Below are 14,153 nucleotides of genomic sequence, written 5' to 3'. Positions count from 1 at the left end.
ATCCTTGCTCAAACCGCACTAAACCGCGATGCCAACCCCTGCTCCGCAAACTGCTCAATGATGAAATCCACAAACGCCCGGGTCTTGCCCGGCAACAATTTGTGCTCAGCGTAGTAAATGGAAATGTTGCCATCGTCGACAAACCAGTCCGGCAATACCCGCTGCAACGTCCCGGTTTCCAGATAACCCGAAGCGAACGGCATGCTCACCAACGCGATCCCCAACCCCTGAACCGCTGTCGCACATGCCGCTTCAGAATCGCTCATGGTCATCCGCGCCTTTAGCGTCAAAGGGCTGTGTTGCTGGGTGCGGCTGGTCAATTGCCAGGACCGCACTCGCCCCGTCTGCGGCGACCGAATCAGAATCCCGTCGTGATGCTTGAGATCATCCGGTTCAACGACCACCTCGCGCCCCGCCAGATATTCGGCTGACGCCACCAACACCCGATGCGCCGGTGTCAGCTTGCGCGCGACCACGCCCTGCGGCAGCTCGAATCCACCGCCAATCGCGGCATCGAACCCTTGTGCAATCAGATCGACCTGGCGGTTATCAAAATGCCAGTCCGGATTGATTGCCGGAAACCGCCTCAGAAACTCGCCCAGCAACGGCACCACATACAACCGTCCGAACACCGTGCCCATGCTGACTTTCAAAGTTCCCGCCGGACGTCCTTCGGCGCTCGCGAGATTGGCCACGGCATTCTGGATCGTGTGCAGGCTGGAACTGACTTCGCCGAGAAACAGATGGCCGGCCTCGGTCAGCGTCAGGCTACGGGTGCTGCGCTGAAACAGCCGCACACCGAGCCGCGCCTCAAGCTTTGCCACACTCTTGCCCACCGCCGCCGGGGTCAGGCTCAGGCGTCGCGCGGCCTCGGCAAAGCTGCCGACTTCGGCGCTGCGCACGAAGCATTCGATACTGATGAAGGTTTCCATAAGCGCCACTATAAACTTTTGGTTTACACAGACTATCGCAATTACCGTCTACACAGCCTGTAATCCTGAATCAATACTAGGCTCCATCAACCGCGGCATCTCGCCACGGCGACTTTGGAGATCGACATGACTACTCAGAACCTCAGCGGCAAAGTGGCTTTGATTCAAGGCGGGTCCCGCGGCATCGGCGCGGCCATCGTCAAACGCCTGGCCGCTGAAGGCGCGACGGTTGCCTTCACCTACGTAAGCTCCACGGCCAAGGCCGAAGAACTGCAGAACAGCCTCACCGCCAACGGCGGCAAAGCACTGGCCATCAAGGCTGACAGTGCCGACGCCGAGGCGATTCGCGATGCGGTGAGCGCCACCGTCAAAGCCTTCGGTCGCCTGGACATCCTGGTCAACAACGCTGGCGTGCTGGCCGTTGCCCCGCTGGAAGATTTCAAACTCGAAGACTTCGACCAGACGTTGGCGATCAACGTACGCAGCGTGTTCATCGCCACCCAGGCCGCCGCGAAACACATGACCGAAGGCGGTCGCATCATCAACATCGGCAGCACCAACGCCGACCGCATGCCCTTCGCCGGCGGTGGCCCGTACGCGATGAGCAAAGCGGCACTGGTCGGTCTGACCAAAGGTCTGGCACGCGACCTTGGGCCACGGGGCATCACCATCAATAACGTGCAACCGGGCCCGGTCGACACCGACATGAACCCGGCCAGCGGCGACTTCGCCGAAAGCCTGATCCCGCTGATGGCTGTGGGTCGTTATGGTAAAGCTGAAGAAATCGCCAGCTTCGTCGCCTACCTTGCAGGCCCGGAAGCCGGGTACATCACCGGTGCCAGCCTGACCATCGACGGTGGTTTCGGCGCCTGATACGGCCCAGTCAAACGCAAAGTAAATGTAGGAGCGAGCGGTGCGGCGATCCGACTTGCCCGCGAAGGCGTTGTGTCAGTCAACATCAGTGTCGATTGACACAACGCCTTCGCGGGCAAGTCGGATCGCCGCACCGCTCGCTCCTACATTTGTGCATTAAGACCACTCAAGCGCCGGCAAACCGCACGCACTCGGCTTGAACGCTTTCAACGTACGAAGAATGCCATCGGCGTGTGCGTATTTTTCGTCGGCCATCGCGGCGTCGGGAATCGCAATCGCCGTCATCCCCGCCGCTTTCGCCGCAGTCACGCCGAACGGCGAATCTTCGAACACCAGGCAATCCCCGGGCGCCACGCCCAGGCGTCGCGCTGCGGTGAGGAAGATGTCCGGCGCCGGTTTGGCCGCACCGACTTCCGGGTCATCGGCTGTCACGACGAAGTCGAACAGCGCAAACCAGTCACGGTGCAATGTGGTTTTCTGGCCGAACGACAGACGCGACGAACTGGTGCCCACCGCGATCGGAATGTTGTTGGCCTTCAAGTGCCGCACCAGCTCCTCGGCACCGGGCATCGCCAGCGCAGTGGGAAAACGCTCGCGCATCAGCGGCTCGCGGATCACCAGGAACTCCTCGGCGGTAATCGGCAGGTCCAGCGCTTCAACCACATAACGCGCCAGATCACCCGCACCACGGCCGATGATGTTCTGTTTGACACTCCAGTCGAAGGTCCGGCCATATCGCTCGGCAATCATCGACGTGACTTCGGTGTAAATGCCCTCGGTGTCCAGCAGCAAGCCGTCCATGTCGAAAATCACGGCTTTGATCGGGCCGAACTCTTTCAGCGGTGCATTCATCGCATCTGATCCGTTTTTAATGACACCCCGGTTGGCTCAGGCATAGCTGATTCCGGGATTTGATTAAAGGGTTCAGCAGCATAGCGAGCGCGGCCGGCAGAGAGCAACGGGCAATCTCCCGACGGTGACAAAACCTTCGCCGAATCGCTGAGCATGATTTAGCGATTCGCCCTACACCAAACACCTCCTTTCCCGACTTCTTTCCTCGTTGATCCCCCGCAAAGTCTCGCGACCCCAATTTATCCGCGCGAGGGACTGCGAATGTTCAACCCTGACAAGGTCCTGGCCTTGAACAACGCCATCGGCCTGTTGGTAGTGGCAGCCATGAACCCCGAGCAACCGGACGTTGAAGCACTGCTCGGCGATTTTCGCCTGTGCCTCAACGACTACGAGGCCTGGGCGGAAAGCTTCTGGACAGGATGGGCGCTGGATGTCGAGCAAGTGTTCAAGGTCGGCAACGACGTTCGTTTGAGCACACCGAGGGATTCCACCGCCCCCGTCAGTTCGACGATCGCCAGATGCCCGGCCAGCGGCCCGTTGACCCTCGTGCATATGTTCGACGCGGCTCGCTTTGTGCCCATTGGTGATACGCCGGTGATGCTCGAACCGATCATTGAAAAGAGCAACGGCGAGATGACCTTTGGCGAACCGGTGCATCACACCATCGGCCCCAGCGGCATCCTCGAAATCCCTGAGTGTTGGCGCGGTCATCGTTACCGCATCACATTCTTTCCCAATGTTTCCACCGCTCATGTCCAGGCGCTTCATGCCTCCTATCACAGCGTGATCGATGAGCTTGAAGGCTGGTTGCGCAACGAGTGGACGAGTGAATTCCAGCCTTTATGGGCGGGGTTTTCCGAGGCCGTTTTCCCTGAACGCTACGGCATGCTGCAACGGGCCGACTGGCGCGGATTCGAGAAGTCGCTGCACGGTTTGTGGGATGACGTAAAGCAGATCTACGCCCTGATCGCGGACCTGCAGGCCAATAGTGAAAAGCTTCTTGAATACCTGACCGAGGTTGAACTCGAGACTCTGCTGAACGCTCCGGCCGAAGCCATCGCCAATGTGATGCTGGTGTTGAGTGATGAGCCGTTGATGTTCATTCATCTCGCGGCTTTCACCAGTTGGCTACGGATGTTGCCGCCGCAGTACATCGCCGAAGTGGTCGCGGAAATTCGTACAGAAATACTCATCGCTTTCCTGCTGGTGCGCCTCACAGGTCCTACAGGCCTGAAACTCGGCATCAGCGCCAAGGTGCTGGGCAAGATCAAGTCCGAGCGAGCCCGACAATGGCTGGCTGCCGCGAGTTTGCGCCTGGCTGAGCTTGCGAACAGATCGGATCTGACCCACCACGCCGGCGCCCTCAAACCGCTGATGGTCAACGCGCGGAACGTGCCGCTCAAACCCGTGCCGGCGACTCCGTTGCACATCACCACCGGTGAATCACCGATTGTGCGGGTGAACAACCCGGTCGCCCTTGCCCGTGACAAGTCCGAAGCCAAGACCCGCCTGAGCCGCCAGGAACACCGCGACGACGCCCCTGCTCCCGCGCAAAACCCAAACGGCGACAACGTCGATTCAGCGGATAGAACCACAACCAACGGCTGCCCGGTATCGATGGTCACCGGCGAAGAACTGCTGACCCTGATCGATGGTTCGCTGGATGGGCGGTTGCCGTTCGAGTTCATCCGCGTGTATCGCACCAGTGCTGTCGGAATCGACTGTGGGCTCGGATTTGGCTGGAGTCATGCCCTTGCACATCGGCTGGAAATCGACGGTGAACAGGTTAGCTGGATCGACCACGAAAACCGTCGTACGACCTTCCCTTTGCCCAAGGTTGAACGTCCGAACATTCATAACAGCCTGTCGCGGGCGGCGATTTTCCTGGGGGATGAGCCGGAGGAACTGATCCTCGCAATGGCAGGCGAAGCGACGCGTTTCTACCACTTCCGTACAGGTCGACTGACAGCAATCAGCGATGCCTATGGCAACCGTCTGACAGTGCAACGGGACAACGCCGACAGAATCATGCGCCTCGACAACGGTGCCGGACGCTCGCTGCGATTGCGCTACGACCGCCGACACCTCGCCGCCGTCGAGTATCAGCGCTTTCATCCCGCCGACACCCTGGAAGATACCTGGCGCACTGAACAGACATTGGTGACCTACCGCTACGACGCCTGTCATCGCTTGATCGAAGCGACCAACGCCGCCGGCGAAAGCGAACGCTACGACTATGACGACCAGCACGTCATCCTGCAGCGGCAATTGGCTGGTGGCGCGAGCTTCTTCTGGGAGTGGGAAAGGTCCGGCAAGTCTGCGCGATGCGTCCGACATTGGGCGTCGTTTTCGCAGATGGACACGCGCTATGCCTGGGATGACAACGGCGGCGTGCAGGTTAAAAACGTTGATGGCAGCGAAGCGTTTTACCAGCACGACGACCGGGCACGCCTGGTGCGGAGAGTCGAACCCGACGGGGCGGAACACCTCAATGTCTATGACAGCCAGGGGCGGCTGATTGCCGAAAAGAATCCGCTCGGGGCAATTACCCGCTACCGCTATGACGATGTCGGACGGCTGATTGCCCTGATTCCACCCGAAGGTGAGCCAACGTCCTACGAATACCGCAATGGTTTCCTGCATGCGCGGTATCGCGGCAACGCCGTGTGGAAGTATCAGCGCAATGCTCAGGGTGAGGTCATCGAGGCGACCGACCCCGAGGGGCATGTCACCCACTACCACCACGACGAAAAAGGCCTGCTGCTGTCGATCCGCTTTCCGGACAACAGTCGGCATGTGTTCGTCCGGAATGCCTTGGGTCAACTGATCGAAGAGACCTTGCCGGGTGGCGGTCAACGGCGCTTTTCCTACGATGCGTTGGGCCGGCAGGTTACCCGCCAGGACGAACACGGTGCCGTCACTCGCTACTCATGGGATGCCGTAGGACGACTGATTCAGACGACGCTTCCTACAGGTGCCAGTCGCACCTTCAGCTACAACGCCTACGGCAAGGTCACCGCCGAACGGGATGAACTGGGGCGCACCACGCGCTTTGAATATGCCGATGATCTGCATCTGGTCAGCCGCCGGATCAATCCCGATGGCACACAACTGCTTTATCGGTACGACAACGCACGGTTGTTACTGACCGAAATCGAGAATGAGTCCGGCGGTAAATATCTGCTGGACTACACGCTCAATGGATTGATCCGACAGGAAACCGGATTCGATGGCCAACGCACCGCGTATGCCTACGACCTCAATGGACAGTTGCTGAAAAAAACCGAGTTCGGCGACGACGGCTCGCAATGGGTCACGGGCTATCAACGTGATTCGACGGGACGGCTGCTGGTCAAGACGCTGCCCGACGGTGTCAATGTCGAATATCGCTACGACAGCCTTGGCCGGCTGGTCAGCGTCGATGACGGTCACGATCACCCGCTGGAGTTCGAATACGACAAACAGGGTCGGCTAGTCACCGAACACCAAGGCTGGGGCACGCTGCGATATGGCTACGATGCCTGTGGCCAGCTCAACCACTTGTGCCTGCCCGACAACAGCAAACTCGATTACCACCATGCCAAGGGTGGCGCGCTGACGGCCATTGACCTCAATGGCGCCCGACTGACCGCTCACACCTTTTTCGCCGGCCGCGAACAGAACCGTCAACAGGGCCTGCTGCTCAGCGATTATCAGTATGACAATCAAGGTCGACTGAACGCCCACGCTGTCCGGCAAAACCTGCAACCGCTGTATCGCCGCGACTATGCCTACAGCGCCAACGGCAACCTCGACCACATTGCCGACACGCGGCACGGTCAGCGCAGCTACCTCTACGATTCGCTCGATCGCCTGATCCGCGTCCGCCACTCCCGAGATCACCAACCGGAAAACTTCGCCCACGACCCGACCGGCAACCTGCTGATGCAGGACCGCCCCGGTCCGGCCATGGTCAAAGGCAATCGCCTGCTGATGCAAGGTGACCGCCACTACGATTACGACGCCTTCGGCAACCTGATCCGCGAATGCCGCGGCACTGCACAAAAACTGGTCACCGAGTACCGTTACGACTGCCAGCATCGCCTGATTGGCATCACCCTGCCCAACGGCAGCCAGGCGATCTACCGCTACGATGCCTTCGGCCGTCGCATCAGCAAAAACGTCGACGGCAACACCACCGAGTTTTTTTGGCAGGGCGACAACCTCGTCGCCGAAAGCAGTCGCGAGCACTACCGCAGCTACGTCTACGAACCCGGCAGCTTTCGCCCGTTGGCCATGCTCGACGGCAAAGGCCCGCGCAACGCCTGCCCGTTTTACTACCAACTCGACCACCTCGGCACACCGCAAGAACTCACCGATTACAGCGGCGAAATCGTCTGGTCCGCCCAATACACCGCCTACGGCCGCCTCACCCGCCTCAACCGGGACACCCACCAGATCCTCGACCAGCCGCTGCGGTTTCAGGGACAGTACTTCGACCCGGAAACAGGCTTGCACTACAACCGGCATCGGTATTACCAGCCGGATGTGGGACGGTATCTGACGCCGGACCCGGTCGGATTGGCCGGTGGCCTGAACGGGTATCGGTACGTGTTGAGCCCCACGGGGTGGGTTGATCCGTTGGGGTTGAGTGATTGTCCGGGGATGGGTGGGTGCGGGTCGGTTGAGGGGGTTGAGGATCCGGCGGGGAAAGTGAAACGTGATGCAGGAGAGCCTGCCACCCCAACCCCAACCCCAAAAACTAATAAACGTTACTTGTACCGAGGAGACGCGAGGGAATCCTCGGAAATTTTTGAGACTGGATTTGAGCCTTTGGGAGACAGTATTGATCTTTACTTGCACGCACGCGACAACCGAAGCCCTCCCAGTTTTTTTGTCAGCACCACTACCTCTGAAAAGGAGGCTATAAAATTCGCCACTGGTTACGGATTTGAAGACGGTTTTGTGTACGTAATAAAAAACATCAAAGGGATAGATGTGAACAAAAAGCTAGGTTTACTCTCGCCTCATAAAGGTGAGGCTGAAATTGCCATGCCAGGTGGAGTCGATAGCAAATACATCCTCGGCGTTACCCCCGTGCACGCCGATGGTACCTACAAAGGTTACTCAACTCCCAACCCAAACAGAAAGCTGCCATGAAAATAGTAGAAATAACCACGGATACTCAGGGCACCATTAATAAGGTAGTGATCGAATGCGACCGACGAATCCGTTCATTAACTTTAGTTTTGGAAAACGGCGTAAGAAAAACATACTCAGGCTCTGATCTGTATGTTTGCTTTGGGATGTTGCGAGCGGACTACCCGGAAACAAAGTTTTTATGCAAGGGCGCCAAACTCAACGTGCACCCATCCAGCATGTCTTCGCAAATGTCTGCAGGAGTAGTAGCGTATGAGCTTCAATTGGGTAAACCAGCCGGACCCGACGACCTGGTCAATATTTTTGATTATGAAGTAGCCGACATTACAAATGACATTGAACAACAACGTGATTTTTACAAGCGCTGGCTTGAGTCTTTTGCTGGGTAAACTCCTGGCGCGCCTTTACAGGTTCTACCAGTTTGACTCGCGTACTAGCATGGGGTGCTAGGGGTGTCATCGACATCAGTATCTTTCGTGTCAGTGTTCATAAAGCACCTCTCAGGGGCATTGAAAACAACACCTGAAGTTTTGATGACACCGCCACGGAAACCGTTCGATCGAAGGGACAATCGGTTGAGCGGCAACATTCCGATGTCACGCTCGCAATAATGAAAAACCCGGCACCAGGCCGGGTTTTGCTGTCACTGATCGTCGAATCAGTGGTGTTTATTCTTGTGCTTATGCTTGTGTTTGTGCCCGTTGCCGGAATGGGAACCGCCGCTGTCAGTACCCAGGTTGTTGCCCAGCGCACCACCCGCTGCGCCGCCGAGGCCTGCGCCAATGGTCGAACCGGTCTTGCCGCCAATGCTGTTACCAATCACCGAGCCGCCCGCCGAGCCCAAACCACCACCGATCGCTGCTTCAGTGCGACTGCCTTTAGGTGCACCAACAGCGCTACCCGCCGCGCCGCCTACACCTGCGCCAATCGCGGCACCGGTGCTGCCGCCCATTTGCTGACCTACCACGTTACCCAATGCACCGCCGATACCACCGCCAACAGCAGCGGTGCCATCACCGGCAGCCATCGCACCTTGAGCAACCAAAAGTCCCAGAAACAATGTGGACAATGTCAAACGCATGATATGAACCTCTAATTCCGCATCGGGAGAAAAGAATTCGCTGCGGATGGGCGGAGTCTAGCACCTGCCCCCACTGAATCCGGCCAGCGATGACCGTTGGACCGCTAAAGATGCAAAAGCTGCGAAAGAGAAACAGCCAGATACAAAAAGCCCGGCATCAAGCCAGGCTTTTTGAGCGGATCGATCAGGATCAGTGACCCTTGTGACCCTTGCCCAGGTTGCTGCCCACGCCGCCGCCCAAAGCACCGCCCAGGCCTGCGCCGATGGTCGAACCGGTCTTGCCGCCCAGGCTGTTGCCGATTATCGAGCCGCCCGCAGCACCCACGCCGCCACCGATGGCCGCTTTGGTGCGGCTGCCTTTGCGTGCTCCAACAGCACTGCCGGCGGCGCCCGCGACACCAGCACCAATCGCAGCGCCAGTGCTGCCGCCCATGCTTTGGCCGACCACATTACCCAGCGCGCCACCCAGACCGCCACCCAGTGCGGCAGTGCCGTCGCCAGCAGCCATTGCACCTTGAGCAACCAAAAGGCCCAGAACCAGAGCGGGCAGTGTTAAACGCATGACAAGAACCTCAAAAAATAGGGGGAAATCAAAAAGGGTCGAGATTGAATGCTTTAGCGGCGAGAAAGTCCAGACACACAGCCCCAACCTCACCATCGGCGACGGTTGGACAGCTTTTATGGAAAAGGTTTTATGACAGACAAAAAAAAGCCCGCTGGGGAGACGGGCCAGGTGTTGCTTTCTAACGGATGAGTTGAGATTACGTAAGGCCTTGTGAAAACTTTGTGAAAACCCAGGCCAAAAAACACACGCCGCAAAAAAGGTTGCAGGCATAAAAAACCCCGCTCAATGACGGGGTCTGGAGAGGATGGATTACTTCCTGACGGGTGCCGCAACCTTGGGTAAAAATTTCGCCTTCGGCCCTTGGGGCACCTGGGATTTCATTTTGCCAAGCTTGACCTGATCGTCACCGTAAGCCACCACATAGTCTGTCTGGCCACACCGCACGCTATTGTTGATTGGAAATTCAGCACCGTCGTCTTCGATATACGGATCAGCCATCTTTTCGCCCCTTTCAAAAGCGGGATCGATACCGGCAAGCCCTTTTGCCTGAAACATATCGACCACCAAGCTTTTGAGACTAGCCGGTCATTACCGGACTTGTAATTCAGATTCCCCAACACCCGACGAATGGCCCGCACGGCTTCCTACAAAACAAACACACAAACCGTTACCTGAATCACCTCAGTTTGACGGCCGTCCCGGTCACAAATACCACCACCATGCCGCCCTTGCCGGCCGGCATGCTGATCTCGAAATCGAGCCCCACCACCGCGTCGGCCTGCAGCGCCCGAGCCCGTTCCTTGATCTCGTCGGTGGCCTGAATCCGCGCCTCCTTCAATGCACGCTCCAATGTTTGAGAGCGCCCTCCGAAAAAATCCCGCATCCCGGCGAACATGTCGCGGATAACGTTGACACCCTGCACCGACTCGGCGCTGACGATGTCGAGGTAAGCAGTGATTTGGCGGCCTTCGATGGCGTGGGTGGTGGTGGTGATCATGGGCATTCCTTCTTCATAAATAGTCACTCAAGGCCTGAACCTCAATTATTGATACACAAAGAGATCCTCTGAAGAGTCCACCTCTCCCCACTCTCCAGTGTATGCAACGGCGTGTATCGGCACCCGCCCCGCATCAATGACGTGTTGAAGCGTGTTCGTCATATGCACCTTGTCTCTTTGTTCCGGGGTCAAGGCCTGGCGAAGCCGGACGACCTCTGCCCACCCCTCAGGCGTGAAGCGTAGAAGCCCCATGTATTGACCCTGAACATCATCGACTGATGTCGGTTTATTGCCGATTTCGGTCAAGGTGCCGGTAGAGGCAAGGCGGAACGTTTCGGCATCCAGTAACGGATCACCAAAGCGCTGTGTCCAGAGCGCCAGCCAGTTCGGATCATAGGTGACGGCCAGGGAAGCCTTGCATGTCATTAACGACTGGACTGCTGCGGGACTGTAAAAGATGTCGGAGTAACTCACGATGCACGGAGCATCCTGCAACCAGGCTTCAGCACACGCCAATGAGGAGACCATGTTGGTGTGCGCCCAGCGAGGATTATGGAACTCGATCAGCCCTTGGTCTGCCAACACCTCGCGCTTGTAGCCGGTCACGATGGCTATCTCGCTAATGCCTGCACCGCGCAGCGCCAAAAGTTGCCACTCCAGCAGTGTCTTGCCACGCAATTCGACCATGCATTTCGGACGTTCATCCGTGAGACTTTTCATGCGGCTGCCACGTCCGGCAGCCAGAATAATGGCTTTCACAACAGTCCTACCTCATGAAATGTCTTTATTAACCGAACAATTGCTTCAGTCGATGAACGTCGTGCGCAGCCCAGACGTCCTCTCGCTCCGGATGCCACATCCAGCCCTCCCAAGGGAGGTTGCGGTGCCGGATGGCTTCAATTTCCCCATCCCCACTGCACGCCAGGACCTCAAAACCTTCCGGGCAAGCGGCAAGCGAAAAACCGTGATAACTGTTCACCTCGGCAACGATTTTTCCTGACAGTTCATGCCGGGTTCGCACATGACCGTTCACCGCTTTCAGCTCGCCGCCCGACCAGTGCGCAATCATCTGCATGCCCCGGCAAATTCCAAGCACGGGCAGGCAGAGGGATCGTGCATGGGCAAGCAATCTGCCTTCAGTCAGATCGCGCGCCGGACACTGGCCGATGTCATTTCCCCCCGAAAGCACAATGGCTTGTGGCGATACCGTGTGCAGCCAGTCATGCAGGGCGTCCTGAGTCAGCCGTCCGTCAGCGGTTTGCAGACACAACCCGTTGGGTACCGGCACCGGCAAAAAGCCGGCATCCAGTAGAAAGCTGATCAGACGCTGGTCAATTGCATCGCGGCTTTCACCACGCTCGGGAAATACGTCCACACGCTGGCTGAGGGCAACGACTTTCATGCCAGCATCTCCACGCAGCGCCCCGGGCAATCCAGGTGCAAGCGTTGAGCCGCCGACCAGCGCCGATAGAGGACTTCGCCGGCACCGATCACTGCCGGCAAGCCAAGTTCTCCTGCACGAATCGCCATGTGCGAGTTCGCGCCGCCCCAAGCCGTTATCAGCCCGGCAATCGGGTAGGCAAACAACCAGTCGAACCCGGGGTCCGCGTTGGGAATGCAGACAATCGCGCCGGCGAGTATTTCTCGGTCGTCACTGCCCACCACGGGGGCAGTCACCTGCTTCTGGGTGATGAAGTTGGGGGCTGTTTCCGGCCATTCGAAAGACCAGACATCCTCAGGCCGGGTGATCACCGGCGGTAACGATACCTTTAGTGTCTCTGCGTGGCGGGCCTTGCCCTGCTCAATGCTGCGCAACAGCACATCGCTCGTGTTGGCTGCCGCAACGTGCAGTTCCTTGAAGACACTGATGTCGCAATAGGCCATGTCTTCACGGCTGATGCCGTGCTGCGCCCCCACTTGCGCGATCAATGCCAGGGCATCCGAGAGATTGCGGGTGAAGTGGAACTTGGCCAGCTCGCGCAGCTCGATTCCTGCTTGCATGAAGTCCAGCAAGCCGACGGGGTCGGGCTGCAAGCCGTGTGACTCCAGTTGCTTCACGATTTCGCGCATTTGTGGAAGGGTCAGCGAAAACGGTTGTACGGGCTCCGGGACGGACGGGCGCTGAGTCCAGTCAAAGTAAAGTTCCGGCGCTTCATCGTAGCGAGGCGAAAGGATGTCGTAGGTGCCCGGGCGCAAGTGGCCGTAGCGCGCGAGGAACGTCGCCTTGTCCAATGTCGCGCGGTCACGCGCCAACTGGCCGCTGACAGTCGACACCCCACCCATGAAACAATCGTAGTCAGCCTGCGAGAGCACGCCCACCGTCATCAGGGATTTGAGCATCTGCACCGCGACGAAGCCGGCGCGGGCCAGACCGGCGAATGGCAGGGTCCCGTAGCGTTTGGCATCCTCCAACAGCCAGTAAATCCGCTCCAGAGGGTCGGCGTTGGAGGCCAGCAATGCCTCACGTCGCGCATTCAGCGTATCGAGTTTGTTGGCATCAGCGCGCCACAAGCCATCCTTGGGATGGACGATGCGGTTGGTCAACTTGCGCAAACTGCTGCTGATGGCCTCCAGTTCATGCTCCAGGAAACCGGCACTGGCCAGGCGCTCCAGTCGCTGCGACAAATCCAGTGTGTAGCACGAGAACACAATCTCGAACTCCACTTTGTCGTGCAGCGTCGGCTCGGACAGCAGCCGATCGATATAGTGATCGACCAGACGCCCCGCCAACCCCTCATCCAGGTCTGCCGGGATGAACGAGTTGAAAGACAATCGAACATCGATGTACGGCAGCCCGAAAAAATGCGGCATCAGCGGAAAGCTGCGCAAGTTGCGGTAGCCGTAGTTATGGCGCTGATAGGCCCAGATCGAGTCAGTCACCAAATCCCGGTAAAGCGAAAGCGCCAGTGGTTTGGGACGGATACCGATAATTTCGGCCGGGTTCCAGTCCGGCATCACACCATAAACGGTACGCTGGCCGATCAGGAACGGGTGCGGTCGCATGCCCCGCGCCACCTTGCGTTGAATATTTTCCAGCCGATCGGCTTGAGTTGTTTCGGATTCCGGGCGTGCTGGCAAAATCAGTGGTCGGGCTTGCAATAACCACAACACCTCGCCTTCAGCCTCCCGCGTGACAGCGAACTCACAGTCGACCGGCACCCCCTCGAACAACTCCAACAACTCTTCGAGCAAGGTCACGACGGGCAGCATATCTGGCGGTGGCGGCACTTTGCTGTGGGCCGCCTGCTGCCAAAGCCGGCCACCCAGACCGCCAGTGACAGAGGCGGTGTCACGGCCCTCCGTCCAGTTCACCACCCGATAGGGCGCACAGGTATTCGGGTCGTGGGAGAAGGCAACGCCGGACCGAACGACATTACTCAACATCGGTTGAATCAGAACTTCGTCTGCCTGGTTGGCATCGCCATAACTGGCGATGACCTGTTCAACCGCCGATTCCAACCCTGCTTCATTGACGTCAAGTACAGAGAGAAACGCCCCCGCACCGGATGCTTGTACGCCATCTTCGCGCAGACAACTGGAGCGCACGATCCAGGGGCCGGCGTCCAAGCGTCCCTGAATGTCGCGAAAACAGGCTTGCCGGCCCATTTGCCAATCCCTTACGGTGAAAGACAGCAACGGAGCAATGCGCGCCGAAGTCAGCCGCTCTTGCAGGCCGGCAAGCGTACCGGCCTTGGTGGAAAATCGCAGAGCCAT

The 14,153-nt window shown here is 58.4% G+C and carries 12 protein-coding genes; 3 read left to right on the top strand and 9 right to left on the bottom strand.

The genetic code is table 11. The features are described 5' to 3' along the window. Positions 1-8: 8 nt before the first annotated feature. Positions 9-932, bottom strand: a complete 924-nt coding sequence (locus K5R88_RS30235) for a LysR family transcriptional regulator (protein WP_226298872.1) — start codon at positions 930-932, stop codon at positions 9-11. Positions 933-1,058: 126 nt separating this feature from the next. Between K5R88_RS30235 and K5R88_RS30230 the strand changes: the two genes are divergently transcribed. After that, entirely contained in the window at positions 1,059-1,805 is a 747-nt protein-coding gene (locus tag K5R88_RS30230; RefSeq protein WP_008042294.1) for a 3-oxoacyl-ACP reductase family protein, read from the top strand. Positions 1,806-1,961: 156 nt separating this feature from the next. Here the strand turns inward: K5R88_RS30230 and K5R88_RS30225 are convergent, their stop codons facing one another. Next, the gene (locus tag K5R88_RS30225; RefSeq protein WP_008042293.1) at positions 1,962-2,657 is read right to left on the bottom strand and encodes an HAD-IA family hydrolase; all 696 of its coding nucleotides are present in this window, start codon (positions 2,655-2,657) and stop codon (positions 1,962-1,964) included. Positions 2,658-2,918: 261 nt separating this feature from the next. Here K5R88_RS30225 and K5R88_RS30220 point away from each other — a divergent pair, with 261 nt between their 5' ends. Next, positions 2,919-7,796: an RHS repeat-associated core domain-containing protein gene (locus tag K5R88_RS30220; RefSeq protein ID WP_226298871.1), complete on the top strand. Its 4,878-nt coding sequence runs from the start codon at positions 2,919-2,921 to the stop codon at positions 7,794-7,796. After that, positions 7,793-8,185, top strand: a complete 393-nt coding sequence (locus K5R88_RS30215) for a hypothetical protein (protein WP_226298870.1) — start codon at positions 7,793-7,795, stop codon at positions 8,183-8,185. The genes K5R88_RS30220 and K5R88_RS30215 overlap by 4 nt, the downstream gene beginning before the upstream one ends. 269 nt (positions 8,186-8,454) lie before the next feature. Here the strand turns inward: K5R88_RS30215 and K5R88_RS30210 are convergent, their stop codons facing one another. From K5R88_RS30210 to K5R88_RS30180, 7 genes are all read right to left on the bottom strand, one after another. Then, positions 8,455-8,877, bottom strand: coding sequence for a glycine zipper domain-containing protein (locus K5R88_RS30210; RefSeq protein WP_226298869.1), 423 nt, complete (start codon positions 8,875-8,877; stop codon positions 8,455-8,457). 190 nt (positions 8,878-9,067) lie between these two features. After that, positions 9,068-9,439, bottom strand: coding sequence for a hypothetical protein (locus tag K5R88_RS30205; protein ID WP_008027331.1), 372 nt, complete (start codon positions 9,437-9,439; stop codon positions 9,068-9,070). Positions 9,440-9,751: 312 nt separating this feature from the next. Further along, positions 9,752-9,940 carry a hypothetical protein gene (locus K5R88_RS30200; RefSeq protein ID WP_032828671.1) on the bottom strand — a complete coding sequence of 63 codons (189 nt, stop codon included), beginning with the start codon at positions 9,938-9,940 and terminating at the stop codon, positions 9,752-9,754. Between the two features lie 178 nt (positions 9,941-10,118). Then, a complete protein-coding gene (locus tag K5R88_RS30195) occupies positions 10,119-10,439 on the bottom strand; it encodes a YbjQ family protein (RefSeq protein WP_192226200.1) in 321 nt (106 codons plus the stop codon). A gap of 45 nt (positions 10,440-10,484) precedes the next feature. After that, positions 10,485-11,198, bottom strand: a complete 714-nt coding sequence (locus K5R88_RS30190; RefSeq protein WP_192226198.1) for a phosphocholine cytidylyltransferase family protein — start codon at positions 11,196-11,198, stop codon at positions 10,485-10,487. Positions 11,199-11,226: 28 nt separating this feature from the next. After that, complete coding sequence (locus K5R88_RS30185; protein ID WP_192226196.1) at positions 11,227-11,841, bottom strand: gamma-glutamyl-gamma-aminobutyrate hydrolase family protein; 615 nt, start codon at positions 11,839-11,841, stop codon at positions 11,227-11,229. Then, positions 11,838-14,153: a PEP-utilizing enzyme gene (locus K5R88_RS30180; protein ID WP_226298868.1), complete on the bottom strand. Its 2,316-nt coding sequence runs from the start codon at positions 14,151-14,153 to the stop codon at positions 11,838-11,840. Before K5R88_RS30180 ends, K5R88_RS30185 begins: the two co-directional genes overlap by 4 nt.

Origin of the sequence: Pseudomonas sp. MM213, from assembly GCF_020423045.1 — a bacterium.
GTDB classification, from domain to species: domain Bacteria; phylum Pseudomonadota; class Gammaproteobacteria; order Pseudomonadales; family Pseudomonadaceae; genus Aquipseudomonas; species Aquipseudomonas migulae.
This window is presented reverse-complemented; position numbering and strand designations above follow the sequence as displayed.

Excerpts from the sequence above, each read along its gene's own strand:
- K5R88_RS30195 (WP_192226200.1), bottom strand. The coding sequence starts at position 10,439 with ATGATCACCACCACCACCCACGCCATCGAAGGCCGCCAAATCACTGCT.
- K5R88_RS30220 (WP_226298871.1), top strand. The coding sequence starts at position 2,919 with ATGTTCAACCCTGACAAGGTCCTGGCCTTGAACAACGCCATCGGCCTG.
- K5R88_RS30210 (WP_226298869.1), bottom strand. The coding sequence starts at position 8,877 with ATGCGTTTGACATTGTCCACATTGTTTCTGGGACTTTTGGTTGCTCAA.
- K5R88_RS30205 (WP_008027331.1), bottom strand. The coding sequence starts at position 9,439 with ATGCGTTTAACACTGCCCGCTCTGGTTCTGGGCCTTTTGGTTGCTCAA.
- K5R88_RS30185 (WP_192226196.1), bottom strand. The coding sequence starts at position 11,841 with ATGAAAGTCGTTGCCCTCAGCCAGCGTGTGGACGTATTTCCCGAGCGT.
- K5R88_RS30230 (WP_008042294.1), top strand. The coding sequence starts at position 1,059 with ATGACTACTCAGAACCTCAGCGGCAAAGTGGCTTTGATTCAAGGCGGG.
- K5R88_RS30235 (WP_226298872.1), bottom strand. The coding sequence starts at position 932 with ATGGAAACCTTCATCAGTATCGAATGCTTCGTGCGCAGCGCCGAAGTC.
- K5R88_RS30225 (WP_008042293.1), bottom strand. The coding sequence starts at position 2,657 with ATGAATGCACCGCTGAAAGAGTTCGGCCCGATCAAAGCCGTGATTTTC.
- K5R88_RS30215 (WP_226298870.1), top strand. The coding sequence starts at position 7,793 with ATGAAAATAGTAGAAATAACCACGGATACTCAGGGCACCATTAATAAG.
- K5R88_RS30200 (WP_032828671.1), bottom strand. The coding sequence starts at position 9,940 with ATGGCTGATCCGTATATCGAAGACGACGGTGCTGAATTTCCAATCAAC.
- K5R88_RS30180 (WP_226298868.1), bottom strand. The coding sequence starts at position 14,153 with ATGGCTCTGCGATTTTCCACCAAGGCCGGTACGCTTGCCGGCCTGCAA.